We start from the raw sequence: 23,767 nt of genomic DNA on the forward strand, positions 1-23,767 counted from the left end.
ATAAAGCTTAGAAGTAATCGCGAATCAGAACTTCAGCGATTTGAACTGCGTTTGTTGCTGCGCCTTTACGAACGTTATCAGCGACAACCCACATGTTTACGCCACTGTGATGGCTGATGTCGTTACGAATACGACCAACCATTACGTGGTCTTTACCACCTGCATCACGAACTTGAGTTGGGAAGTCTAGCGCTTGGAATACTTCAACACCTTCTGTGTTCTCTAGAAGCTGAACCACTTGCTCTGCACCGATTGGTGCGCGAGTTTCAATGTGTAGAGATTCTGCGTGACCGTAAAATACTGGTACGCGGACACAAGTCGGGTTCACTGTGATTGAAGAGTCAGCAAAGATTTTTTGAGTTTCCCAAACCATCTTCATCTCTTCACGCGTGTAGCCGTTCTCTGTAAATTCATCGATTTGAGGAATACAGTTGAAAGCGATTTGTTGTGAGAACGCTGAGTTTTCAGCTGGCATACCGTTAAGAAGCTTAGCCGTTTGACCCGCTAGCTCATCGATACCTGGCTTACCTGCACCAGACACAGATTGGTAAGTTGAAACGTTAATACGCTCAAGGCCCACTTCATCGTGAATTGGTTTTAGCGCTACTACCATTTGGATAGTCGAGCAGTTAGGGTTCGCGATGATGTTACGGTTACGGAACTCAGCAATCGCTTCAGGGTTCACTTCAGGCACAACCAGAGGAACATCGTATTCGTAACGGAAGCGTGATGTGTTATCGATGACAACCACACCTTCATCAGCCGCAATTGGAGCCCAACGCTCTGAAAGCTCGCTACCTGCAGAGAAAAACGCAATATGTACTTGAGACCAATCGAAGTCTTCTACGTTTTGTACTTGTATTGTTTTGCCGTTAAAACGGGAAGTTTTGCCTTCACTACGTTCACTTGCTAGTAAGTGCATTTCACCGACAGGGAATTTACGCTCTTTAAGTACTTCAAGAATGGTTTCACCAACCGCACCAGTCGCACCTAAAATAGCAATATTAAATTCTTGGCTCATTGTTTCTCTCTTTTATAAAGTTGGCTTTACCATAAAACCGAGTTTAGATAACGGCGTTAAATTACAAGATTCGTCGCCCGTTAACTCGACTGCACTGTACTCTCTGCGGTCCCAATATTCTTTACGCATCTTGTCAAAAGAACCCGGCGTAACGATATTGCGACGGAATAAGGCGTCGTCTTTGCGCACATCATAGATCAACTGAGTCAAATTGTGCAGTGTTGCTTCATCCCAAGCTCTATCTAATTTCATTTGAGGTACAGGCGCTGTCGGCAATAAGTCGCTTGCATACGCACGCTGTTCAGTACCTAAAAATTCACAATAACTGTTGAAGATCATCGTGGTACCACGCGCTTTACCTTCTAAACCGTAGCCCGCTACGTGAGGCGTTGCAAAAGCGAGTAACGGAAGAAGCTCAAAGTCGACTTCAGGTTCAAACTCAAACACATCAAGCACTGCAGTGAAACCATCGGTTTTTTGCAGGCGAGCTTTTAGCGCTTGGTTATCAACCACAGGACCGCGAGCTGCATTAATCAGGATTTGATCAGCACGTAAGTTGTTCAGCACTTGCTCACTGATCAAGTGATGCGTTGGATACTCACCCGTCTTAGTGATTGGCGTGTGTAATGTAATAACGTCTGATTGTTCAAGCAAAGTCTCTAACTCAGTAAATTCGCGAGTATCACCCTCTTGCTGTTTTAGAGGGTCGTTCAGCAGAACTTTGATACCAATACCTTCAAGGCACTTCGCTAAGTAACTGCCCACTTGACCACAGCCGATAATACCAACCGTTTTATCAAAAACAGAAAAGCCTTGTTGCTGCGCAAGCACCATCATCGCACTGAACGCGTACTCAGCAACACCCACCTTGTTACAACCAGGTGCCGCAGTAAAGAAAATACCACGCTCTTTCATCAACTCTTGGTCAACGTGATCCATGCCAGCCGTCGCAGTACCAACAAACTTCAGCTTATTGGCTTTGCTGATCAATGACTCGTTTACCTTGGTAACAGAGCGAATCATCAATGCGTCTACGTCAACTAGGTCGTCAGCTGTTAATGTGCGACCAGACTTCATTGTCACTTCCCCTAGCTGGCTAAAAAGCGCTTCAGCGTAAGGCATATTTTCGTCGATTAAGATTTTCATTTGGCGAGTACTTTTGTTGGGGTCTATCGACCTAAATGTGAATTGAAATGATTGTGCAAAATTCCACACACGGTGTCGAGTAGCAATTGGAATACATTATAAATAAAGGGCTGAATCACCTAACCTTGGCAGACAAGAACCGAAACCAGAGTGAACACCCAAGATCAAACGGCTAAAACGAAAAATGCCCGATTGAATAAACAATCGGGCAAACATCCAGAACAAAAGGATCCTATCTCGCTCTCCAGGAGACAGAGTCTTGCGTCTGTTCAACCAGTACTAACCAAAGTCAGTACTGGTCAAGCTCTGGAAACCTTTCAATCTCTAAACCCAGATTTAAAAACTATGTTCAAAAAACACGTTTACCAACCTGCGTCTAAAAACTTTGTTCTGATGGTCATTATTACTGGGTGACCTGTGCGTGTTGAATCGGCACTAGCGCAACCCTTTAACGATTAACCTTGTCTCTGTAACTCAAGCTTAAGTTAAGCTTGGTACTTTTTGATTACTAGCGTTGCGTTCGTACCGCCGAAACCAAAACTGTTAGACATAACTGTAGTTAGCTCTTGATCACGAGCTTCAGTTACGATGTCTAGGCCAGCAGCAGCTTCGTCTAGGTTCGAAACGTTAATGCTTGGAGCGATAAAGCCGTTATCTAGCATTAGCGTTGAGTAAATAGCTTCGTGTACGCCAGCAGCACCTAGAGCGTGACCTGTCATCGCTTTAGTTGCAGAAATTGCTGGGCTGTTGCCACCAAATACTTCTTGGATAGCGCCTAGCTCTTTAACGTCGCCAACTGGAGTTGAAGTACCGTGAGTGTTCACGTAATCAACGCCATCAACGTTTTGCATCGCCATCTTCATACAACGAACCGCACCTTCACCAGAAGGAGCAACCATGTCGTAGCCATCTGAAGTTGCGCCGTAGCCTACGATTTCACCGTAGATTTTTGCGCCACGAGCAACAGCGTGCTCAAGCTCTTCGATAACTAACATGCCGCCGCCACCAGAGATAACGAAACCATCACGGTCTGCATCGTAGGTACGAGAAGCCAGCTCTGGCGTGTCGTTGTACTTAGTAGAAAGTGCGCCCATTGCGTCGAACATCATAGTCAGAGACCAATCCAGTTCTTCACCGCCACCAGCGAATACAACGTCTTGCTTACCAAGTTGGATAAGCTCCATTGCGTGACCAATACAGTGTGCAGATGTCGCACATGCAGAGCTCATAGAGTAGTTCACACCACGGATTTTGAAAGGAGTTGCTAGACAAGCAGAAACCGTAGAAGCCATTGTACGTGGAACCATGTATGGACCAACGCGCTTCACGCCTTTCTCACGGATGATGTCTACCGCGTTTACTTGGTTTAGAGATGAAGCACCACCTGAACCCGCAACGATACCCGTGCGGTCATTAGATACTTGATCTTCAGTTAAGCCAGAATCAGCAATTGCTTGCTCCATTGAAAGATAAGCGAATGCCGCTGCATCACCCATAAAGCGCATTTTTTTGCGATCGATATGGTCAGCAGGGTTCATTTTTAGGTTACCCCATACTTGAGAGCGCAAGCCATTTTCCTTGAACTGCTCTGAAGCGGTAATACCAGATTTACCCTCTTTCAGTGATGCTAAAACTTCTTCGACGTTGTTACCGATACTTGAAACAATACCCATACCGGTGATTACGACTCGTTTCATGTGACATTCCTATAATTCTAAATTCAGCTAGATGATAACTAAGAAGCCTAACAAAAGTGGTCAGCTTTCCTAGAAATTCGTACAATCCCTACCAACATATCGCTTCAAATCACAAAATGATAGATTTTATGACTTCAATTACTAATGCAGAACTGGAATGGAATGAGTCTGGCACGCCAGTTTCAGACCAATTTGACGACGTTTACTTCTCCAATGTTAACGGTTTAGAAGAAACTCGCTACGTCTTTTTAAAGCAAAACCACCTTCCAGAGCGTTGGCTTGAACATGAACAACGCCGCTTTGTGATTGCTGAAACCGGCTTTGGCACAGGTTTGAACTTTCTTGCAGTTTGGCAATGGTTCGATGCTTTTCTTAAAGATAACCCACAAGCGATGACCAAAGAGTTACATTTCATCAGTTTTGAAAAATATCCTTTAAATAAAGAGGATCTGATCAAAGCACACCAATCGTGGCCAGAATTAGCCGAGTATGCGACGCAACTCCAAGAACACTACCCTATTGCTCTACCTGAATGTCACCGCATTGTGCTGGGCGACGGTGCAATCACGCTTGATTTGTGGTTTGGCGATATTAAAGATTGCATGCCCAACGTACCAACCCCGCGTGAAGGTTTGGTTGATGCTTGGTTCTTAGACGGTTTTGCTCCGAGCAAGAACCCAGAGATGTGGAATCAAAACCTATTCAACGGCATGGCTAAGCTCGCTAAGCAAGATTGTAGCTGCGCCACCTTCACCGCTGCTGGCTTTGTTCGCCGTGGCTTAATTGAAGCTGGCTTTGAAATGAAAAAGGTCAAAGGCTTTGGTACTAAGCGAGAAATGATCGCCGGCCGACTTGGCGAAAAGCACGCTCACACCAACATCAAACCTTGGTATGACCTCGCTCAACACACTGAATCCCAAGACATTGCGATCATTGGTGGTGGTGTCGCCAGTGCTGCATTAGCCAAAACGCTAAGCCGTCGTGGTAAAAACATCACCCTTTATTGTGAACATCCACAAGCTGCGGGCAATGCCTCAGGTAACAACCAAGGTGCGATTTACCCGCTATTAAGCGAAGCGACCTCGAACGTGTCTCGCGTGTTTGGCCCGGGATTACTGTTTGCTCGTCAATTTATTAATCAAGCGGCTCAGTCTATTCAATTTGATCACAGTTGGTGTGGCGTGAACATCTTGATGTGGGATCAAGGCTCCACTAAAAAGCTCAACCGCATGTTGGAAGGCAACTTCCACACCGACCTGATTCAGCGTTTATCGCCAGAGCAAGCCAACGAAAAGATTGGCTTACCCGTCGATAAAGAGAGTGTTTACTTTCCGCTGGGTGGTTGGCTAAGCCCTCTGCAACTGACTCAAGGCTTGATTAGCAAGTTAGAAGAGAACAACCAAGTAAGCGCGCACTATCAACATCAAGTAACGCAACTTGAGTGGCTCGAAGCTGAACAACAATGGATACTGACGATGGATACACCTCAAGGTGAGATTCAAACCAAGCACGACCAAGTAGTTGTCGCAAACGGACACAAGTTCACTCAGTTTGAACAAACTCAGCCAGTACCACTGACTCCGGTTAAAGGCCAAGTGAGCCATATTCCGACCACGGAAAATCTCAGCCAGCTAAAAACCGTGTTGTGCTTTGATGGCTATTTGACGCCACAGAACCCCAACAATGGTCATCACTGTATTGGTGCGAACTACGACAAAACCAATATCGACCAAGAATTTGATATTGAGGTTCAGCAGCACAATGGCGAGCGCCTACATGGGTCACTACCAGACCAAGCATGGACAAAAGATGTCGATACCAGTGACAACTTAGCGCGCCAAGGTATCCGAAGCGTAAGCCGTGACCACCTTCCGTTTGTCGGAAACGTTGGTGACTTTGAAGCCATTAAGGAGCAGTACCAAGATCTCCACAACTTCAACCCGCAGCGTGACTCGGTTGAGGATGTAGAAACGGTAACAAGCTTCCCTAACCTTTATTGCTTTATCGGACTGGGTTCACGTGGTTTGAGCTCTGCACCATTATTGACTGAAGTATTAGCATCACAGATCTGTGGCGATCCGCTGCCCTTGCCTGTTGATGTGCTTGAGGCGATTCACCCAAGTCGAATGTGGGTACGCAGACTGCGTAAAGGTAAGGCATTAACGGCTGGATGGGTTGCTGACAAGCATTCTAAATCAAAGCCGTAGTTTCTAGTTCAGCTATTTTGAACATCTGAAATTTCTGAATATCTGAAACTAATAAGTTAAAAGCTAAAAAGCCCTACGTGACTAAGTTAAGTCGCTCGGGCTTTTTGTTATTCGTGTTGATCTAAACTGATGTTCTAAATGGAGCAGTATTTACAGCTTAGCAACCGCGTCTTTAATCTGTAGAGCAATCTCTTCGTTGCTGATAGAACCAGATTCAAAATCAAAGTTATCGTAGAAGCTTGGTACTGAAACTGACGCTTGCACGTTGCCACCGAAGTAAGGTGCAGAACCTGTCGCTGCACCAAGTACCGTTTGTGCGCCACCAGGGCCCGGTGAAGTCGCTAGGTAAACCGCCGGCTTCTCGCCAAACACTGAACGCTCAATACGTGTCGCCCAGTCAAATAGGTTTTTATACGCTGCTGGGTAGTGACCATTGTGTTCTGCGAACGAGATAACAAACGCATCAGCTTCAGCTAGGTCGCGTAGGAATGCTTGAGCACCTTCCGCTTGGCCAATCTCTTTTTCAGTGTCTTCACTGAACATAGGAACATTGTAATCGTTGATGTCTAGGACTTTTAATTCAGCACCTTCAATCAAGTTTGCTGCGTAAGTTGCTAGTGTTTTGTTGATTGAGGTAGAACTTGTGCTTGCGCCAAATGCGATAACTTTCATGATGTGACCTTTCTGTAATTCCGTTAAGTGGGATTAGAATAACGTAGTAAGAAAATGTAACCATCACAAGAAATGAACGGACTCATTCAAAAATTTCGAACGAGTCTCAAATAAACCAGTTCGCTCAGCAAAATGGGAAAGGAAGGGACTGAGCGGATAGTATTAATACATCGAGATTAAGCTTGGTTTTGTAGCTCAACCCAAAGGTCATTAACGATAGTGCGGTCTGCTGGTGTTAGTTCAGAGCGAGCGTCGTCTAGGCTCTGTTCAATACGAGCTTTTACTTCAGCCACATCTTCAATGCCTTCTTCTTCACATGAAGCCACTGAAAGAGAAATATGACCACGTAAGTAACCACCAGCAAACAGTTCATCGTCTGATGCGTTTTCAATGCGAGCATCAATTACTTCAAGTAGTTTTTCTTCAAATTCGATAATCATAATATTCTCTTATTTCACAATAAATTGGCTAGCACATAAAGGTTCTACATCGTAGAAGCTGCGTAATGCTTCAGAGAGCATTTTCACGCGAGGCGGAAAGCCTACTTCAAAGATACCCATAACTTCGCTATGTACTTTATTCATAAAGGCCAAACGATCTGGCTCAAAATCGCCGTGTAGATTGTCACAGCTGACATTAAAAGGAAAGCCTGCGCTCATCGCAATGATCCATTCATACGCTTGTGGGCGAATTTCTACTTTTTCAAACTCAGCTTGAACCGATTCCGTTCGACCGTCAGGTTCATACCAATAGCCAAAATCTTCCAACAAACGACGCTCAGGACCAGCGACACACCAGTGCGCTATCTCGTGAAGTGCAGACGCATAAAATCCGCGAGCAAATACGATACGGTGATGAGAAACCTCCCCATCGGCTGGCAGGTAAATAGGCTCGTCCGCTCCCAGTTCTAGCTTGGTATTAAAGCTCTCGAAAAAGGTTTGATTGAAAATGTCGATGATATCTGGGTATTGGTGCGTCATAAGATCAAATTTAAATAAAAAGAACTGGGGCATTTTGCGTTTTTTTAAGCGCTCGGTAAAGCCCTATCACTGGCAATGACATTAGGTTCATCATAATACTTTACGATGACAATCGATTGCTGATCCCAGATTACACCATTTTGAGGTGAATGATTAGTTTAGCTAATCTGAAATGCCTATTCACGGTACAAATATTCATTCGTCAATCAGCGTTTTTACTACTACACTCGCGCTTCATTTTTATATCCCTATGGCCTATAAGACTCCAATTTATAGACCTATATTATAGAGCTACAGCAATGCTACTAAGTGTTTTGTATATCATTGGCATCACGGCAGAAGCCATGACCGGCGCTCTCAGTGCTGGCAAACAAAAAATGGATTGGTTTGGTGTAATGTTGGTTGCGAGTGCAACGGCAATTGGCGGCGGTACAGTACGAGATATCTTACTTGGCCATTACCCTTTAGGTTGGGTTGAAAACCCGCAGTATCTGGCAATCACCTGTATCGCAGGTGTTATTACAACCGGACTGGCTAAATGGGTTATCAAGCTCAAAGGGCTATTCATTCGTTTGGATGCACTAGGGCTTATCGTGTTCAGTATCATTGGTACTAAGGTAGCGATGACCATGGGTCTTCACCCAATGATCTGTATGGTGTCTGCGCTAGTCACCGGTGTCTTTGGTGGTTTGCTGCGCGACCTTATCTGTCGTCAAACACCATTAGTGTTGCATGAAGAGCTATACGCGTCTGTCGCACTTGTCGCTTCAGGTTTGTACCTAGGTTTGCTTGAGCTTGGCATCAACGACGTAACGGCGACAATTGTGACGCTTGTAGTTGGTTACTTGCTGCGCATGGCGGCTGTAAGATTCAAATGGCGTTTGCCTTCGTTCCAGCTTGATCCTGAAAGTTCAGTGCATTAATGGATTAAGAGCCTTAAGCTGCTAGCTGTCTTTAATGACGATAGTCGCTAACCGGACGAATAATCCTGCTAATGTGAAAAAGGGTTACTTCATTACGAAGCAACCCTTTTTTGTTTCTACCAATTCTATTCTAAATAAAAAGAAGCAGAATTAGATTTGTGGTGTTTCAGTTGTCACACCAAAGTTTTGACCACGATGACGTAGCAAGTGGTCAAGCAGCACGATAGCCAGCATTGCTTCTGCAATAGGTACCGCACGGATGCCAACACATGGATCGTGACGACCTTTCGTGATTAACTGCGTTGCTTCACCATCTTTCGTGATTGTGTCACCAGGTACAGTGATGCTTGATGTTGGTTTAAGCGCAATGCTTGCCACAATATCTTGACCAGTAGAGATACCACCTAAGATACCGCCAGCATGATTACTGCTGAAACCTTCTGGAGTTAATGGGTCACGGTGTTCACTACCGCGTTGATTAACCACATCAAAGCCATCACCAATCTCAACACCTTTCACAGCGTTAATGCTCATTAGAGCGTGCGCGATGTCAGCATCTAGACGATCAAAGATTGGCTCACCAAGGCCTACTGGCACTTTAGTCGCAACCACTTGAATCTTCGCACCGATCGAGTTGCCTTCTTTTAGCAAGTCACGAATCAGTTGATCAAATTCTGGTACTTTGTCGGCATCTGGACAGAAGAAAGCGTTGTTTTCAATCTCGTTCCAATCCACTTTATCAATTGAGATATCACCCATTTGAGAAAGGTAAGCTTGGATTTCAACACCAAATTCTTGTTTTAGGTATTTCTTCGCAATTGCACCTGCAGCAACACGCATTGCAGTTTCACGAGCTGAAGAACGACCACCACCTCGGTAATCACGCACACCGTACTTTTGATGGTACGTATAGTCAGCGTGGCCAGGGCGGAACTTGTCTTTAATTTCGGAATAGTCTTTAGAGCGTTGGTCTGTATTTTCAATCAATAGACCAATAGAAGTACCCGTAGTTTGGCCTTCAAATACACCTGATAAGATTTTCACTTCATCCGCTTCACGACGAGCCGTTGTATAGCGAGAAGTGCCCGGACGACGACGATCCAAATCTCTTTGAAGGTCTGCTTCGGTAATTTCTAATCCTGGTGGGCACCCATCTACGATACATCCTAGTGCGATACCGTGACTTTCTCCGAACGTGGTCACGCGGAAATGTTGTCCGATACTGTTTCCTGCCATTACTTCCTCTAAATCAGCTATTGAGCAGAAGGTTTGATTCCTAAACCGACTGGCTAATAGCTTTACTTGTCTATTCTTCGTGAATTCATAGTGGCTTTATTACCAAATGATGTAAACCCCAAAAAACGAACAATTTTAACTTTCTATTACATAAGCCGAATGAAACGAATAACAGAAGAAAATGAGTCGCGCTTGAAAAGAAGTGTTTTATGATATGTAAAATGCAAAAAACCCGACAACTCGGAGAGTTATCGGGTTTCTTTAAATAATGGCACGCCCTGAAGGATTCGAACCTTCGACCACCTCCTTAGAAGGGAGTATCGATAGGAATCATACAGTTCATGCGTTTAATAGCTTGTCACTTCCCGAGTGAGACGTGATTGTAAGACAGTGCTACTGTAGCTGTAAAGAGTATCCCACTCGAAAACTAACTAAAGCTTGCCTTACAACGTTTGTAGTTCTCTTGACCTGTACCGACCCACATAACCTCGCCATTTTCTTTGTATTTTAAGAACTTATATTGAAATGTTTTGTATCTAGGGTCATATGACCAAAAGTACATACCACCGTTGTCAGCAAATTTATACTCCATAATTATGACGCCATTCTCGTCTTCCGTCATTGGCTTGATGACTTCAAGCTCAAAGGTACTGCCATAACTTACCATTTTATCATCCGTATAAATGAAGTTGTGAATCTCCGTTGGGTCCCAATACTCATCAAGCTGACAACTAATCTGAGCTGTAGTGTAAGTTTTCGCTAAAGTCACGCTTGGTAGTAACAGGCAGAAGATAGTGAAGTATTTTTTCATAAGAGTTACCTAAAATTATTAATGTCTGATTGTACTTATATGTGCTTTGAATCACTTTAGCGTTGCTGGTCGTCAAGGTCTACTTTACACATAAGAACGACTGCCCAAACCCCAAATTTTATGTGTTATTATATACTCAATATGAACCAGAAAACTGAAATCCACATGATAAAACCTACCTTGTTAGCACTGCTCTCATTATCAATAGCTGCATGTGCAAACACTTCTCACGTCATCGACCAAGAGCCAACAAGTTACATAGTTGGAAGGAAAATAATCTCGATTTATAATCCTATTCCAGATGGAAAATACGCACAGTTCTACGACTGGGGAAGAGAGTATGCACGGATGTATTCTCAGCTTGGACGATGCTCGAATAAAAATGTTCTTCAAGGGAAGTTTATTGAACGTATCAAGATTTCATCTATGGCTGTAGGTAAGGACCATTATAATCAAATAATGTGGGCTATGCGTGACCAAGCAAATCAATTGGCACAACATGCAAACCAACTCAATTCCGAACTACTGCATGAATATTACAGCGAACTAAACTCGCAAGAATGTAGTTTGTTAGAGAACACAGCCGACTATATGGTGTTCGATTCTCTGGACTACGCCCTCAAATGGAGACAAAGCATCGGGGACGATGTATCTCTTGAAAAGTGGAAGGTATACCCTGTATTCGCCAATCAATTAGGCAACGTCTCATTTGATGACCAAGGGTACGTTATCCGAGACGGTTTCGGTAACATCCGTTTTACTAACAATCCGACAGACTAACAAGCTAACCATAGACTGAAAACAATGCAAAAGAATATCGGCGTCTTCTCTTGATGCCGATAACCAAAATCAAACTAACACACCTAGAATTCACGGGTCGAAAATGTGCGAGAGCTTCCGCTGCGGTGCTTTTTCTAATGTCCCCCAATACCCTCCCGAAATCCGAAGAAACAAAACCTCAACAAAGTAAAAGACTGCACAAAGCTGAGTGAACAAAACACTAACCCACCTAACCTAAACACTTTTGCACATGTACAAAACCAATTGACAGAGTTGTGTCCACAGAAATATGATGCATTCCAATTAAAGAACAAAACTACAGAGAATTGTACAGATGAAGAATGGCGCATTACTTGGATTAGCTCGTGTATCTACTAAGGAGCAAGACTTAGATGCACAGGTTAGCAAACTTGAGAGCTATGGCTGTAGCAAAGTATGGAAGGCTAAACATTCAGGTAAGAGCCAAGAACACCAAGAGCTAATCAATAACCTCCTTGAGTACGCACGAGAAGGAGACACTGTAGTAATTACCAAGCTAGACCGCCTAGGTCGTTCACTGTCACAGGTACTACTAAACCTCGAAACCTTCAAAGCGAGTGGTATAACAGTGAAATGCATTGAGCAAGGAGTAGATACCGGAGCTAACGACCCAATGGGCAAAGCAATGGTTCACTTACTTGCTTTGTTCGCTGAGATGGAAAGGGACATGATTGAAGACCGTATGCAGTCAGGCAAGGCTCACAGTGTCGCCAAACGTATTGAAGCAGGAGCAACAAAGGAAGATGCAGAGAAAGCCGTAAAAGGTGGACGACCTTTGAAGATGGGTGCAGAGACATATAAGAGTATCGTTCAAGGATTAGCGAATGGGGAACCTGTTGCGGCGATGGCTAGAAAGCATAGCGTTACTCGTAGCTCAATCTACAACATCAAAAAGTCCTTATAAGCACAACCACTAAAAATCCCGACAGGCAGCCCTACCTTACGGTGGGGCTTTCTTTTATCTGAAGTTTAATTTCAGCGTGCATGTGTACGATATATCGGACTTTTATATCAGACACCACACCAATAACAGACCAATAAAATCAACAGCTTCAGAAATATTTCACACCGTACCTTACTCGCTTTTCCTTACCGATTGGTTATTAAACGTAGCTATAGGAGATAGAAGCTTCAGGAAAACCAATAAGGTAAGTGGTATGGGTAGACAAAAAGTAAGTAAAGACAAAGTAAGAAAAGCTATTCAAATGCTGTATTCACAGCCAGAAGAAGAACTCATCAAGAAAAATGGCCGACTAGTGCTAAGACCCAGACTCTCCGCTAAACAAATAAGCCAAACATGTGGATTATCCGAATCATTTGTAAAAAATTTAGCCGATATGAGTTCAAGCCATTGGGAATGGCTTAGAGAGGACGGAATCAAACCTAATGCGTGGAAGCTGAGAATGACTGTTCACGGTACGCCTATTCATTTTAAAAAGTGTGCACTCAACGAATACAAATGGCGTAAGCGAATGAAGGCTATAAACCGCAAGGAGTACAACCGTAAACGTTGTGAGCTACAGCATGACCTTAGAGATATAAACGGTAGTACGCGACAGTCACTAGCCCGAAAGCGGAAGCTCAAGCTGATGTACGTCAAGCTTAAGGGGTGGGACATGGAGCGAGTACAGCAAGCAAAGCTACTGAAAAATCGAAATAAAAAGAAGGGAAAGACCAATGGCTAAGAAGAACAAAGTAGGAACAGCGTCACAAGTGCAAGAGCTGCATGATGTTGTAGCTGATGTACTCCTTAAGCAGATTCAGGAGCAAAAAGCGGAAGCAGAGAACAGTACTGACAAGGACGACAATCTCACCATGTGCGTCCAAAAGGACACTATTGACAATGCTATCAAGCTGCTACGCCTCAACAAGACCACTGCAAGGGAAGAGCCTACAAAGAAAGACAAGAAGCTAGGCAATGAGCTTGAGCGCATCCGAATTGACCAACGAAACAAACTAAAAATGCACCGATAAGACGGAGGAACGCAGCTCCGGTGATTGGGGAGCCCCCCCCAATCTAAACCCTGCTTGATTCCCTTTGGAATCAACCTACCTATCAAATCTAAAACATGCTTATGGCGTGCATAGCGTCATTAAGGAATTACTGTGAGAAAAAGTAAACTAATCAAACTAGATTGCCATTACCGAAAAAACAAAAAATACAAATCGCCTAACAAACTTCACATTCCATCGAATCAAAAGAAGTACCTAAGCTTCAGACAAACCAACTTTAAAGATTGGCTAAAAGTTCAAGGGTTTAATCCTAAAGGCGTGTCTACCTGTTGGAGCCGTGAAGCACTAAAAGCAGCAAGGAAAAGCAAAGAAGTAAAGTTCAAGATGAAGCGCCAAAGCAATGGGAAGACAGCATACAAGTATCATCAAAAACAATTGGCGATATTCATCTTCTCTAACTTTCTGAAATAAAAGAAAACCGTGTACCTCCTTTAGCTCTAAAGGGCTAATCCACCAAACTGGAGTTGGACTTCAGCAGTCAAAGCACAAACAAAACCTACAAAAAACCTACAAAAAAACCACCCCGTTTCTGGTAAACATCACTTACAGGAGTACAGCAATGGAAAAATCCAATAGATGGGATGAACAAGCTTTAAGCCCCAAGGCACAAGTTGCAGCAGCACTACAAACAGCAAGAGAGATGAGAGAAGAAGCTAATGATATCGTTGTAGCCGCTTTCAAAGAATCTGGCTACAAAGCAAAACCTCAAGTCTTTGCAGAAGACATTGTAAAGCTAATGAAAGCGGGATTAGAGGTGGAACTGGATGAGGAATATAAGCCAAAAGTCAATGCTTTAACGTTAGTCGCAATATATGCTCGCTCCCTTGGGCTGAAAGGGAAAAAGCAGAGAAAGTATGTTGAACGTAGTATGCACAAGAAATCCAAACGAGGATTTTCAAAAGGGTGCAAGGAGCACAAGAGCCACAGCAAGGCTCTCGAAATGAAGAACCTCGGAATGGAACTCGACCCTGCCTCTTACCGTGATAGGACAATTAATAATGGAATAAACCACTTGCTTGAGAAAGTATCAATGACTACAGCAATTCAAGACCGTTTTAATGCAATGCAATCTGAATTGCTAGAACTAAAGGTGAAGACAGGAATAACCAGTGCTACCGTTGACAAAATAACAGAGATTATTCCTCAAACTTCGCTGTCAAACAAAGAAGTCAAAAGCATCACGAAATCAGAACGTAACAAGAAAATTATCAGCCTATTCAAAGATGGTTACACAATGACTGATATAGCTAGAGCATGTAGCTGCCACGTTAATACAGTGCGCAACCAATTGAAAAAAGCCAATCTGAAGTGATAGCCCTACATAGACTCAGTACAACCTAAAATAGAACAAGCAGATACCCATCAACAGGTATCTGTTTTCTTTAGTCAAATAGTGTCACTGCCAACTGAGATACGTCAACTTTCACATAGCGGTTCAGCACTCGAATATCCTTGTGGCCTGATAGCTTCGCTACGAGCATATGGTCATGCCCTGCTTGTATGAGCTTAGATAGGCGGTAGTGTCGCAGTGAGTGAAGCACAAAATCATTTAACCCTTCTTCATCAGCAGCAACTCTAAAGGCTTTACTCAAGTACATAGGTTGAGTACTAAATAAAAGTTTTGATTCTGAGTATCCGTCTAACTCATGCAATCTGCGCTCAAGAGTTGCCATTGCAGGTCGTGATAATGGAACTCGCCTATCCTCACCGTTTTTCGTATCTCTAAGCTGAAGATAACGCCCCGCAAGGCACACATCACCGAGCTTTAATCCTAGTATTTCGCTGCGCCGACAAGCTGTTTCAGATAGCAGCAAGCAAATGTCTTTGAGTTCCAGAGTTTTGAGATTCCCTATCACTTTATGTAGTTGTTCATCTGTAGGTGTGAACTGTCGCACTGTGTAGTCTTTTGGGATGCGAACGTGCTTAAACACATCAGGTATCTGCAAACCTATGTCCTTTCTCAGCCAGTTAAGCATCGCTCGTAACACCGAGGCATCTTTTCTAACTGAGCCAGATTTAACCTGTGTCTGTCGCTCTCGTAGAAACTTAGACACAACCTCTGGAGAAATGTCTTTTACACAGCTATCTGAGAACCATTCAGCTAAACGCTTTAGGCGATATTGGATAGTGCAGAGGTAGCTTTTGAAGTATTGAGCTTTCTGAATTGAGTACTGTTCTATCAGTACAGGGATAGGTGTGTGCAGAGAAAGTGTGACGTGGGTATCAAAATTCAAGTATCTGTCCTCTCAAGGGTATGAAAAGGGACAGTGACGCTAAAAAGCAAAAATCCCGATAACTCATTGAATTATCGGGACTTTCTAAATAAATGGCACGCCCTGAAGGATTCGAACCTTCGACCACCTCCTTAGAAGGGAGGTGCTCTATCCAGCTGAGCTAAGGGCGCGCTACAGGAACGAATTATACGAATTCGAATCAGTAAAGCAACGGCTTTATGTAACATTCTGATCTAAGTGGGTAAAAAAAGGCCAACAAACATATAAGTGTTGGAAAATAGAGCAAAGCAAACGTTTGCTTGATGGTAATCAAAAAGATTTTCTGGAATAATGCGCCAAAAACATCAGCCACTAACTTGAATATCAATACTAAGGAAATTCATGACTGCTCAAAATATTGATGGAAAGCTAATTTCTCAAACGGTTCGCTCCGAAGTAGCTGCACGTGTAAAAGCTCGTACTGAAGCTGGATTACGCGCTCCGGGCCTAGCGGTTGTTTTAGTGGGTGAAGACCCTGCTTCTCAGGTTTACGTTGGAAGTAAGCGTAAAGCGTGTGAAGAAGTTGGCTTCGTATCTAAATCTTACGACTTGCCAGCCACTGCGACAGAAGACGAATTGTTAACATTGGTAGACCAACTGAACGACGATCCAGAGATCGACGGTATTCTTGTTCAACTGCCTCTACCAGCTGGCATTGATAGCACTCACGTTCTTGAGCGTATCACGCCAGAGAAAGACGTTGACGGCTTCCACCCCTACAATGTCGGCCGTTTGGCTCAGCGCATGCCTAAGCTTCGCTCTTGTACGCCAAAAGGCATCATCACGCTGCTTGACCGTTACAACATCGACTTACGTGGTAAACACGCGGTTGTGGTTGGCGCATCAAACATTGTAGGTCGCCCAATGACGCTAGAACTTCTTCTAGCAGGTTGTACAACGACAACATGTCACCGCTTCACCAAAGACCTTGAAGGTCACGTGCGTCAAGCAGACGTTGTTGTAGTTGCCGTTGGTAAGCCTAACTTCATTCCTGGCGCTTGGATTAAGAAAGGCGCTGTTGTGGTCGATGTTGGTATCAACCGTTTAGAATCTGGCAAACTAGTGGGCGACGTTGAATACGACGTAGCGAAAGAAAGCGCAAGCTTCATCACACCTGTGCCGGGTGGTGTTGGCCCAATGACGGTTGCGAGCCTAATCGAGAACACCATGATCGCTTGCGAGCAATTTCACTCGAAGTAGTCCGCAGCGCATATAAATAAAATTAGAAAGCCGCAACGTGATGAACGTTGCGGCTTTTTTGATGCTTTGGTACTTAGCTATTCGTTTTTACAACGGGGTGACTCGCTTTTGATGAAGTGCTCGTTGCTACTTATCTGGAGTCTCGACTTTTTCCGTCTGTTCAGAAGGCGGTAATAAACTAATAAGCTCACACTCCGTTGATATGAGTTTTTCCAACTCAGATCCTTGTGTAATTAAACGGAAATCACCGCCATTAATCACCCCAAGAGGAATGGCTTTAGGATACAAAGCGTTAAACTCTTTTAAATCAAATGCCTCGGTCAAACCTGTACTTTTAATTTGGCTACCCTGAGCCATCAACGAGTTAAGCTTAGAATAGGTGATCCCTTCCGAAAACAGACTTCTATTGCCATCGCGGCTCACTTGGTGCCTTTCATGTTTATTCTCTGAGGATTCAAGCTCAAACACCTTATTCTCACCAAACTCGTCTTGATAGTGCATGCTAACTAACGGGTTGGTTTGACGATAAGGCGACACGATCATCGCACGCCCTATTCCATCCAATTCCAGATTATTTTCAGCGTGGCTCGAAGCTGGGTTACCAAAATAAACATTCAAGTTTTCCATGCGCGCTAAGCGAATGCTTTCCCAGTTGGTATCGGCAAGCACACTGTTGATGTTGTGTGTCGCCAACACTTTGGCAAACTGGCGTGAAAACTGAGTCGCACCAAAGAAGATAACGCCTTGTGCCTTCTCTTGAGTCACACCTAGCCTTCTCGCCCACCAACTCGCGGTAAGGCTCTGAATCACAACCGTACCGATGATGACCAAGAACACCATTGGCACCAGTAAATCTGCGCCTTCAATTAATTGCTTCTCTTGAAGTTTGATTGCAAACAGAGAAGAAACCGCGGCTGCAACGATCCCGCGCGGTGCCATCCAACTCAAAAACCATTTATCCGCCGAATTAAGATCCGTACCGATCCCGCTGATCCACACGCTTAACGGGCGAGCCACCAACATAACCACCGCTAGCAACCCAATACCGCCCCAACCTATCGAAAGGAAAGCCCCCGAATCGAGTCGACTGGCTAACAGAATAAACAACGCAGAAATAAGTAACACGGTCAGGGTTTCTTTGAATTCGATGATGTCTTCGATGTCCAAGCCCTTCACGTTGGCAAGCCAGATCCCCATGATGGTCACGGTTAATAAACCCGATTCTTCACTCAGATCATTAGAAAACGAGAACGCCGCCAACATTAGCGTCAGCACAGCCACATTACGTAAATAGTGCGGTACCCAATGCCCTTGCAGCATCTTGGCAATCAAATGGCCACCGATGATCCCTAAGCCTAAACCTATGACTAACGTCAGGCCCAGAGCTGACAGAACGTGTCCGGTAGGGTCGGCAGAAGAAACAATGTACTCGTAGACGAGAACCGCAAACAGAGCGCCAATCGGATCAATTACTATCCCTTCCCATCGCAAGATACTGCCTAACGAAGATTTAGGCTGAATACTGCGAAGCATGGGCACGATTACCGTAGGGCCAGTTACCACAACTAATGCACCAAACAGTGCGGCTAACGGCCAACTGAAGTCCACAAAGTAGTATGCCCCCACCACGATACACGCCCATGTAATCAACATGCCGACACTCACTAGATGAGTCACCATGCGACCATGGCCTCTGATTTCTTTGAAATTTAGGGTCAATGCTCCTTCAAACAAGATGATGGCAACCCCTAAGGAGATCATAGGAAACAGCACATCACCGAAAATGGCATCGGGATTTAGAATATTCAGGCCGGGACCTAACAATAGGCCAACGATAAGGAGAGGGAGAATGGCGGGAAGACGTAAACGCCAGCCGAGCTGCTGACAAGCTAAAGACAAGAGTCCAATTAACGCCAAAGAAGAAGTAATCGACAAATCCATTTGTGCCCCTAAAAGGTTTGCACCACACCCTGTGGTACAAACTATTCAATGAAATAAGAAAGCCTACGTTCTTACACTATAGGCTCTCTTTTTCACGCTAACCGAATATTATTGTGATTAATCAGTCACTTTACTATAGGGGGAGTAAAGTCATGATCAGTTAACTATAGAGAAAGTACAACACCAGCAATAGCAGCACTCATTAGGTTAGCAAACACACCTGCACAAATTGCTTTGAAGCCATATTGTGAGATGAAAGAACGACGCTCTGGAACTAAGCTGCCCAAACCACCGATAAGAATCGCCATGGTAGAGATGTTAGCAAAGCCACATAGAGCGAAAGTTACGATCGCTTGCGAGTGCTCACTTAGTGCCTCTTTAGCATCCATTAGTTGGATGAAAGCCACGAACTCGTTCACGACAATCTTGTTACCGATCAATGAGCCCGCAACCACAGCCTCAGACCACGGTACACCGATCAGCCATGCAACGGGTGCAAACACATAACCTAGGATAAGTTCGAAGCTTAGGTTTACGCCAAACCAGCCGCCAACGATACCTAGCAAGCCATTCAGCATTGCAATCACACTGATAAAGGCAAGAAGTGTTGCACCCACCGCAACGGCAATACGAAGTCCAGACATAGCCCCATCTGCCATCGCCTCAACTACGTTTGTTGCTCGTGGAATTTCTACATCAGACTCAATATTTTCTTGAGCGTCATTTGGGCTGCCAGGTACTAAGATCTTAGCCATCAATAGGCCGGCTGGTGCAGACATGAATGCCGCAGCGATCAGGAAGTTTAGGTCAACGCCAAGCGATGCATAACCCACTAGCGTACCACCAGCTACAGACGCCAAACCACACACCATCACAGCAAACAGTTGTGAATCTGTCATGTGTTTTAAGTAAGGCTTAACCACCAATGGCGCTTCAATCATGCCGACAAAGATATTGGCAGTCGCAGACAATGATTCCGCACGACCTGTGCCCAAGAACTTCTGTAGCGCACCACCAATAAGGTTGATCACCTTTGGCATAAAGCCGATGTGGTACAAGCCTGAAATCAGTGCAGAGAAAAAGATAATGATGCCAAGAACATTAATCGCGAAAACAAATCCGTTATTAGTTAGGCCACCAAATAGGAAGTTAATCCCCTCTTGACCGTAGTTGATCAAGCTAGATACCGCACCCGTGGCTGCATTCAACGCTTCTTTACCCATTGGTACATACAGAACCAATAGCGCGAATGAGATTTGTAATAAGAAAGCCAAAGAGACTGTTCTTAGTGGAATATTTTTTCTGTCCGTAGATAGTAACCAAGCGGCAACTAAAATAGTGATAATTCCAAGTAGCGAAGCCATGTGCGTCAACCTAAAAGTTGTAGATAGGAAAGGCGACGCATTCTATAGAGGAAATCGTTTGCGGCAAGCTGAGGTTGTTAATGTGATGTTGGGGTAATCACGATTTAACTATGAGTACAATTAAGTTATTGAATTTTAACAATTAACTTTGATTAAAAAGCGTACTTTTTCCATATGGAAATTATATTTATAGATTAGGAAACAGTTAGCGATGCAGTTCAACGCAAGTTTTGAGGTTTTTGTCCCAATACGTCGGCGACCCGATATGATCTTTAATGAACTCAATCACTGCCGAAAGCTTCTTCGGCATATTCTTTCGGCTCGGGTAAACGGCATAGAATGGCATCAGCTGACTGGCTCTCCACTCTGGCAATACTTGAATGAGCTTGCCCGTTCTAAACTCTTCTTTCACTAAGTAAGTCGCCAAATAAGCAACGCCCCACCCTGATACTGCCGCGTCTCGTACTGCCTCAGCCAAATCGACTGAGTAATCGCCCGCGACTTTGACGCTGAGGTTTTCTTGCCCGTTGTCAAACGCCCACGATGTGTAATCTCGTTCACGGCTGCGATAGATAAGACAGTTATGGTCAATCAAATCGGAAGGTACATGTGGCGTCCCAGCCTTAATCAGATAATCCGGTGACGCAGCCACCACAAACTGACTGTCGGCTAATCGCTGCGCAATGTAACCTTCAGGCAAATCTTCATTGTTGGTGATCCAGAGATCCAAGCGCTCTTCAATCATGTCCACCTTATAGTCGAACAAGTGGACCTCGATTCTCAACTGAGGATAAAGCTGTCTGAGTTGATCAATCGCCGGAATGATATGGAGTGTGCCAAATGACTGCGACAAACCGACGCGTAGTATTCCAGAGATATCATCGCGCTGGCTATCCATATCCATCTGAGCTGCTTTCACCGTGTTAAACAGCTGCTCACAATGTTGATAGAACACGTCTCCCGCTTCAGTCAGCGTGAGGCTTCGTGTGGTTCGTTGTACCAACTTGATGCCGATTGAGTCTTCAAGCAAAGCGACTTGCTTACTGATATGAGACACCGAAACGTTCAAGCTTTTTGCAGCACTGGTAAAGCCTTCGTGCTTGATCAGCGCATGGAATATCACCATCTGTGCAGCTCTATCTGTTAGCACAAGATCACCTTATTAAATCTCTGAAATATAAAATCAAAAAGGACTCCGAAGAGTCCTTTAGTTCGTTCTGCCTATGATAGGCCAAATGCTATTCAAAGCGACTTAGGTCTGTTAATCAAACTTAATTCTGTCGGCTAGGTGGCTTACTGCCAAAGCAAAGTAGTAAGAACGATTCCACTTCATTAACACATTGTAGTTGTTATAAATGAGGTACGAACGTCCGGTTTCATCATCCGGCATGATTAACCAAGCTTTAATGTCTTCATCAAGTGTTGGCAGTGGGCGATCGTCATAGCGTTTAATACCGAGTTCAGACCACTCTTTTAAGTATTTCGCTTTGTCTTCGTCTCGACCTTGTAAATCGATCGACACAGTTGACGGAACATGAACCTGACGACCCCAAGTATATTTGTCATCCCACCCTGATTGGCTGAGATAATTGGCCGCCGAAGCAAATACGTCTTCTTCAGTGCCCCAAATGTCTTTCTTGCCATCACCACTGCCATCAGCGGCGTAAGCTAAGAATGAGCTTGGCATAAACTGAGGTTGACCCATCGCACCAGCCCAAGAGCCTTTCATCTCTTTTGGTGCAATATGGCCTTGATCAAGAATCTTCAATGCCGCCATCGCTTCGCTACGGAAGAAAGCTTCTCGGCGTCCTTCATAAGCCATGGTCGTTAGGGCGTCGATAACGCTGTAATTGCCCGTGAACTTACCAAAATTACTCTCAACGCCCCATAGCGCGACAATGAATCTTGGTTGAACACCATATTCATCACCAATACGCTTTAACGCGGTGTAATGCTCCTTGTAGAGTGACCTTGCTTGCTTCACTTTCCAATCTGGAACCGCTCGTGGAATGTATTCATCCAGAGTCAGTTTTTTCTCAGGTTGGTTTTTGTCGGCTTTTACCGCTCTTGGCTTAAACGTTACACCATCAAAGGCTTCATCAATGATCGCTTCAGAGATGCCTTCTTCACGGCCTTGTTGTTTTAGTTTTTCTACATATTGCTCGAAGCTCAGTTCTTCTGCTTGTACTGAGCTTATGGTCAGGCTGTTACCCAAAAGTAATGCCGACACAGCCAATATGGTTTTCGAAAATTTACTCAACGATCATTCCTCCTTGAATTGAGGTGGCTATCACTCTTCGTCTTGAGATTTCTGTTGAGCTTTACGCTCTTTATGAAGCTCAAGTTCGTTAACTGGTGGTGGTGGAACCTGCAAAAAGAAACCATCGGTATTCAGTGATTCTTTCACTTTTTCGATGTTTACTTGAGCCAGTTTACGGCCATCCATTTTAATTACCATTACAAAACTAGGTTTACCAAACATTTGCATCAATGCGTCAGGAACTTGTGAAAAATCATCCTTCTTAGGGATATAAAGGTATGTTCCTTCTTTCTTTGAGCTTTTATATATAGAACACAGCATGACAAACCTTTTAATTGATTATGACTACAAAACTCTCACTTGCGAGATCAATAGTTTATGTTAGGGAAATATTGGGAACAAAACGTCCATTTGACAACAAGATTACTTGCTGTGCTTGGTTTGGGAATATAACATGATAAACCTAGTTTCAGGCAATGCCCTTTATTTTATTGATAAAGAAATTGTACCAATCCGCTATTGAGGTCCTGTAGTTTTTCGATGTCTAGTAACCCAGATCTAAAAGGTAGCAGCTTTACGCTATCTGTTTTGCACTTATCCGATGATCAAGTCGAAAATGCAGTCTCTTTTCTTCAAGAGAAAGTAGACCAAGCACCTACGTTTTTCGCTGCCGCACCTGTTGTTATCAACATCAGCAAAGTCGCGGGCGATATCGATTTTGTGCAACTTAAAAATGGTATATCTCAAGCGGGCATGATCCCGGTTGGTGTGGCTGGCTGTTCTGATAAGCGCATGCAAAACCTCGCTAAAGAAGCCGGTTTTGCAGTGATGACAGCAAGCAAGTCGCCATCTCAAGCTCCAGCGAAGATGGCACCAATCAAGGTGATTAGAACCCCTATTCGTTCTGGTCAGCAGGTTTATGCGAAAGATGGCGATCTATTGATACTCAGCCATGTGAGTGCAGGCGCAGAAGTGATTGCCGATGGCAGCATCCATATTCATGGCACTTTACGCGGCCGTGCGATTGCAGGTGCAAGTGGTCAAACTGAAGCAAAAATAATTTGTAATGACTTACAAGCCGAGCTGGTTTCCATTGCTGGAAATTACTGGCTCAGCGATCAAATTGAAAGCGAGTACTGGCAGAAGAAAACCATGTTCAGTATGGCAAACGATGTATTACACGTTGATGTCCTCGCAATATAAG

General features: G+C 44.2%; 24 protein-coding genes and 2 tRNA genes. 10 read left to right on the top strand and 16 right to left on the bottom strand.

What is annotated here, in order from left to right:
• Window positions 1-7: 7 nt before the first annotated feature.
• From AB4507_RS05625 to fabB, 3 genes are all read right to left on the bottom strand, one after another.
• The gene (locus AB4507_RS05625) at window positions 8-1,021 is read right to left on the bottom strand and encodes an aspartate-semialdehyde dehydrogenase (protein ID WP_017062350.1); all 1,014 of its coding nucleotides are present in this window, start codon (window positions 1,019-1,021) and stop codon (window positions 8-10) included.
• A 12-nt stretch (window positions 1,022-1,033) separates the two neighbouring features.
• On the bottom strand, window positions 1,034-2,167 hold the full coding sequence (locus tag AB4507_RS05630) for a 4-phosphoerythronate dehydrogenase (protein WP_372182353.1): 1,134 nt from the start codon (window positions 2,165-2,167) through the stop codon (window positions 1,034-1,036).
• Between the two features lie 485 nt (window positions 2,168-2,652).
• The gene (gene fabB / locus AB4507_RS05635) at window positions 2,653-3,864 is read right to left on the bottom strand and encodes a beta-ketoacyl-ACP synthase I (protein WP_017062353.1); all 1,212 of its coding nucleotides are present in this window, start codon (window positions 3,862-3,864) and stop codon (window positions 2,653-2,655) included.
• A 128-nt stretch (window positions 3,865-3,992) separates the two neighbouring features.
• On the opposite strand from fabB, the gene mnmC reads away from it, so the two are divergent.
• Window positions 3,993-6,071, top strand: coding sequence for a bifunctional tRNA (5-methylaminomethyl-2-thiouridine)(34)-methyltransferase MnmD/FAD-dependent 5-carboxymethylaminomethyl-2-thiouridine(34) oxidoreductase MnmC (gene mnmC / locus AB4507_RS05640; RefSeq protein WP_372182354.1), 2,079 nt, complete (start codon window positions 3,993-3,995; stop codon window positions 6,069-6,071).
• 150 nt (window positions 6,072-6,221) lie between these two features.
• Here the strand turns inward: mnmC and AB4507_RS05645 are convergent, their stop codons facing one another.
• From AB4507_RS05645 to AB4507_RS05655, 3 genes are all read right to left on the bottom strand, one after another.
• Entirely contained in the window at window positions 6,222-6,743 is a 522-nt protein-coding gene (locus AB4507_RS05645; protein ID WP_372182355.1) for an NADPH-dependent FMN reductase, read from the bottom strand.
• A gap of 176 nt (window positions 6,744-6,919) precedes the next feature.
• Window positions 6,920-7,183, bottom strand: coding sequence for a YfcL family protein (locus AB4507_RS05650; RefSeq protein WP_017063425.1), 264 nt, complete (start codon window positions 7,181-7,183; stop codon window positions 6,920-6,922).
• Between the two features lie 9 nt (window positions 7,184-7,192).
• Window positions 7,193-7,723 carry an elongation factor P hydroxylase gene (locus AB4507_RS05655; protein ID WP_372174726.1) on the bottom strand — a complete coding sequence of 177 codons (531 nt, stop codon included), beginning with the start codon at window positions 7,721-7,723 and terminating at the stop codon, window positions 7,193-7,195.
• Between the two features lie 299 nt (window positions 7,724-8,022).
• On the opposite strand from AB4507_RS05655, the gene AB4507_RS05660 reads away from it, so the two are divergent.
• A complete protein-coding gene (locus AB4507_RS05660; protein ID WP_004734183.1) occupies window positions 8,023-8,646 on the top strand; it encodes a trimeric intracellular cation channel family protein in 624 nt (207 codons plus the stop codon).
• Window positions 8,647-8,796: 150 nt separating this feature from the next.
• On the opposite strand, the gene aroC is transcribed toward AB4507_RS05660, so the two are convergent.
• From aroC to AB4507_RS05675, 3 genes are all read right to left on the bottom strand, one after another.
• On the bottom strand, window positions 8,797-9,882 hold the full coding sequence (gene aroC / locus AB4507_RS05665; protein WP_017062360.1) for a chorismate synthase: 1,086 nt from the start codon (window positions 9,880-9,882) through the stop codon (window positions 8,797-8,799).
• A gap of 269 nt (window positions 9,883-10,151) precedes the next feature.
• A tRNA-Ser gene (locus AB4507_RS05670) sits at window positions 10,152-10,229 on the bottom strand.
• A gap of 80 nt (window positions 10,230-10,309) precedes the next feature.
• The gene (locus AB4507_RS05675; RefSeq protein WP_372116369.1) at window positions 10,310-10,693 is read right to left on the bottom strand and encodes a hypothetical protein; all 384 of its coding nucleotides are present in this window, start codon (window positions 10,691-10,693) and stop codon (window positions 10,310-10,312) included.
• A gap of 468 nt (window positions 10,694-11,161) precedes the next feature.
• Here AB4507_RS05675 and AB4507_RS05680 point away from each other — a divergent pair, with 468 nt between their 5' ends.
• The 6 genes from AB4507_RS05680 (at window position 11,162) to AB4507_RS05705 (ending at window position 14,837) form a co-directional block, all read left to right on the top strand.
• A complete protein-coding gene (locus AB4507_RS05680; protein WP_372116367.1) occupies window positions 11,162-11,473 on the top strand; it encodes a hypothetical protein in 312 nt (103 codons plus the stop codon).
• 334 nt (window positions 11,474-11,807) lie between these two features.
• Window positions 11,808-12,416: a recombinase family protein gene (locus tag AB4507_RS05685; protein ID WP_137001189.1), complete on the top strand. Its 609-nt coding sequence runs from the start codon at window positions 11,808-11,810 to the stop codon at window positions 12,414-12,416.
• A 253-nt stretch (window positions 12,417-12,669) separates the two neighbouring features.
• Complete coding sequence (locus AB4507_RS05690; RefSeq protein ID WP_137001190.1) at window positions 12,670-13,197, top strand: hypothetical protein; 528 nt, start codon at window positions 12,670-12,672, stop codon at window positions 13,195-13,197.
• Complete coding sequence (locus AB4507_RS05695) at window positions 13,190-13,486, top strand: hypothetical protein (RefSeq protein ID WP_137001191.1); 297 nt, start codon at window positions 13,190-13,192, stop codon at window positions 13,484-13,486. Before AB4507_RS05690 ends, AB4507_RS05695 begins: the two co-directional genes overlap by 8 nt.
• Window positions 13,487-13,618: 132 nt before the next feature.
• Window positions 13,619-13,936, top strand: coding sequence for a hypothetical protein (locus tag AB4507_RS05700; protein WP_137001192.1), 318 nt, complete (start codon window positions 13,619-13,621; stop codon window positions 13,934-13,936).
• 148 nt (window positions 13,937-14,084) lie between these two features.
• Window positions 14,085-14,837 (top strand): hypothetical protein, encoded by a 753-nt coding sequence (locus tag AB4507_RS05705; protein ID WP_137001193.1) that lies wholly within the window; start codon window positions 14,085-14,087, stop codon window positions 14,835-14,837.
• Window positions 14,838-14,907: 70 nt separating this feature from the next.
• Here AB4507_RS05705 and AB4507_RS05710 read toward each other — a convergent pair whose 3' ends face one another.
• On the bottom strand, window positions 14,908-15,759 hold the full coding sequence (locus AB4507_RS05710; RefSeq protein WP_137001194.1) for a site-specific integrase: 852 nt from the start codon (window positions 15,757-15,759) through the stop codon (window positions 14,908-14,910).
• 93 nt (window positions 15,760-15,852) lie between these two features.
• A tRNA-Arg gene (locus tag AB4507_RS05715) sits at window positions 15,853-15,929 on the bottom strand.
• A 211-nt stretch (window positions 15,930-16,140) separates the two neighbouring features.
• Here AB4507_RS05715 and folD point away from each other — a divergent pair.
• Entirely contained in the window at window positions 16,141-16,998 is an 858-nt protein-coding gene (gene folD / locus AB4507_RS05720; RefSeq protein ID WP_017062367.1) for a bifunctional methylenetetrahydrofolate dehydrogenase/methenyltetrahydrofolate cyclohydrolase FolD, read from the top strand.
• 126 nt (window positions 16,999-17,124) lie between these two features.
• Here folD and AB4507_RS05725 read toward each other — a convergent pair whose 3' ends face one another.
• The 5 genes from AB4507_RS05725 to AB4507_RS05745 form a co-directional block, all read right to left on the bottom strand.
• Window positions 17,125-18,939 carry a cation:proton antiporter gene (locus AB4507_RS05725; protein ID WP_372182358.1) on the bottom strand — a complete coding sequence of 605 codons (1,815 nt, stop codon included), beginning with the start codon at window positions 18,937-18,939 and terminating at the stop codon, window positions 17,125-17,127.
• A 164-nt stretch (window positions 18,940-19,103) separates the two neighbouring features.
• Window positions 19,104-20,303 carry a NupC/NupG family nucleoside CNT transporter gene (locus tag AB4507_RS05730; protein ID WP_017063422.1) on the bottom strand — a complete coding sequence of 400 codons (1,200 nt, stop codon included), beginning with the start codon at window positions 20,301-20,303 and terminating at the stop codon, window positions 19,104-19,106.
• A 205-nt stretch (window positions 20,304-20,508) separates the two neighbouring features.
• Entirely contained in the window at window positions 20,509-21,429 is a 921-nt protein-coding gene (locus tag AB4507_RS05735) for a LysR family transcriptional regulator (RefSeq protein ID WP_017063421.1), read from the bottom strand.
• 135 nt (window positions 21,430-21,564) lie between these two features.
• The gene (locus tag AB4507_RS05740) at window positions 21,565-22,563 is read right to left on the bottom strand and encodes a lytic transglycosylase domain-containing protein (protein WP_017062371.1); all 999 of its coding nucleotides are present in this window, start codon (window positions 22,561-22,563) and stop codon (window positions 21,565-21,567) included.
• A 30-nt stretch (window positions 22,564-22,593) separates the two neighbouring features.
• Complete coding sequence (locus tag AB4507_RS05745) at window positions 22,594-22,884, bottom strand: YcgL domain-containing protein (RefSeq protein ID WP_017062372.1); 291 nt, start codon at window positions 22,882-22,884, stop codon at window positions 22,594-22,596.
• Between the two features lie 219 nt (window positions 22,885-23,103).
• Here AB4507_RS05745 and minC point away from each other — a divergent pair, with 219 nt between their 5' ends.
• Window positions 23,104-23,766: a septum site-determining protein MinC gene (gene minC / locus AB4507_RS05750; protein WP_017063419.1), complete on the top strand. Its 663-nt coding sequence runs from the start codon at window positions 23,104-23,106 to the stop codon at window positions 23,764-23,766.
• Window position 23,767: the final 1 nt, after the last annotated feature.

It is taken from the genome of Vibrio sp. 10N.222.54.A3 (assembly GCF_041474095.1).
GTDB classification, from domain to species: Bacteria; Pseudomonadota; Gammaproteobacteria; order Enterobacterales; family Vibrionaceae; genus Vibrio; species Vibrio crassostreae_C.

Excerpts from the sequence above, each read along its gene's own strand:
- mnmC (WP_372182354.1), top strand. The coding sequence starts at position 3,993 with ATGACTTCAATTACTAATGCAGAACTGGAATGGAATGAGTCTGGCACG.
- AB4507_RS05650 (WP_017063425.1), bottom strand. The coding sequence starts at position 7,183 with ATGATTATCGAATTTGAAGAAAAACTACTTGAAGTAATTGATGCTCGC.
- AB4507_RS05730 (WP_017063422.1), bottom strand. The coding sequence starts at position 20,303 with ATGGCTTCGCTACTTGGAATTATCACTATTTTAGTTGCCGCTTGGTTA.
- AB4507_RS05690 (WP_137001190.1), top strand. The coding sequence starts at position 12,670 with ATGGGTAGACAAAAAGTAAGTAAAGACAAAGTAAGAAAAGCTATTCAA.
- AB4507_RS05680 (WP_372116367.1), top strand. The coding sequence starts at position 11,162 with ATGCGTGACCAAGCAAATCAATTGGCACAACATGCAAACCAACTCAAT.
- folD (WP_017062367.1), top strand. The coding sequence starts at position 16,141 with ATGACTGCTCAAAATATTGATGGAAAGCTAATTTCTCAAACGGTTCGC.
- AB4507_RS05685 (WP_137001189.1), top strand. The coding sequence starts at position 11,808 with ATGAAGAATGGCGCATTACTTGGATTAGCTCGTGTATCTACTAAGGAG.
- AB4507_RS05655 (WP_372174726.1), bottom strand. The coding sequence starts at position 7,723 with ATGACGCACCAATACCCAGATATCATCGACATTTTCAATCAAACCTTT.
- aroC (WP_017062360.1), bottom strand. The coding sequence starts at position 9,882 with ATGGCAGGAAACAGTATCGGACAACATTTCCGCGTGACCACGTTCGGA.
- AB4507_RS05735 (WP_017063421.1), bottom strand. The coding sequence starts at position 21,429 with ATGGTGATATTCCATGCGCTGATCAAGCACGAAGGCTTTACCAGTGCT.
- AB4507_RS05630 (WP_372182353.1), bottom strand. The coding sequence starts at position 2,167 with ATGAAAATCTTAATCGACGAAAATATGCCTTACGCTGAAGCGCTTTTT.
- minC (WP_017063419.1), top strand. The coding sequence starts at position 23,104 with ATGTCTAGTAACCCAGATCTAAAAGGTAGCAGCTTTACGCTATCTGTT.
- AB4507_RS05625 (WP_017062350.1), bottom strand. The coding sequence starts at position 1,021 with ATGAGCCAAGAATTTAATATTGCTATTTTAGGTGCGACTGGTGCGGTT.
- AB4507_RS05660 (WP_004734183.1), top strand. The coding sequence starts at position 8,023 with ATGCTACTAAGTGTTTTGTATATCATTGGCATCACGGCAGAAGCCATG.
- AB4507_RS05675 (WP_372116369.1), bottom strand. The coding sequence starts at position 10,693 with ATGAAAAAATACTTCACTATCTTCTGCCTGTTACTACCAAGCGTGACT.
- AB4507_RS05725 (WP_372182358.1), bottom strand. The coding sequence starts at position 18,939 with ATGGATTTGTCGATTACTTCTTCTTTGGCGTTAATTGGACTCTTGTCT.
- AB4507_RS05745 (WP_017062372.1), bottom strand. The coding sequence starts at position 22,884 with ATGCTGTGTTCTATATATAAAAGCTCAAAGAAAGAAGGAACATACCTT.
- AB4507_RS05705 (WP_137001193.1), top strand. The coding sequence starts at position 14,085 with ATGGAAAAATCCAATAGATGGGATGAACAAGCTTTAAGCCCCAAGGCA.
- AB4507_RS05645 (WP_372182355.1), bottom strand. The coding sequence starts at position 6,743 with ATGAAAGTTATCGCATTTGGCGCAAGCACAAGTTCTACCTCAATCAAC.
- fabB (WP_017062353.1), bottom strand. The coding sequence starts at position 3,864 with ATGAAACGAGTCGTAATCACCGGTATGGGTATTGTTTCAAGTATCGGT.
- AB4507_RS05695 (WP_137001191.1), top strand. The coding sequence starts at position 13,190 with ATGGCTAAGAAGAACAAAGTAGGAACAGCGTCACAAGTGCAAGAGCTG.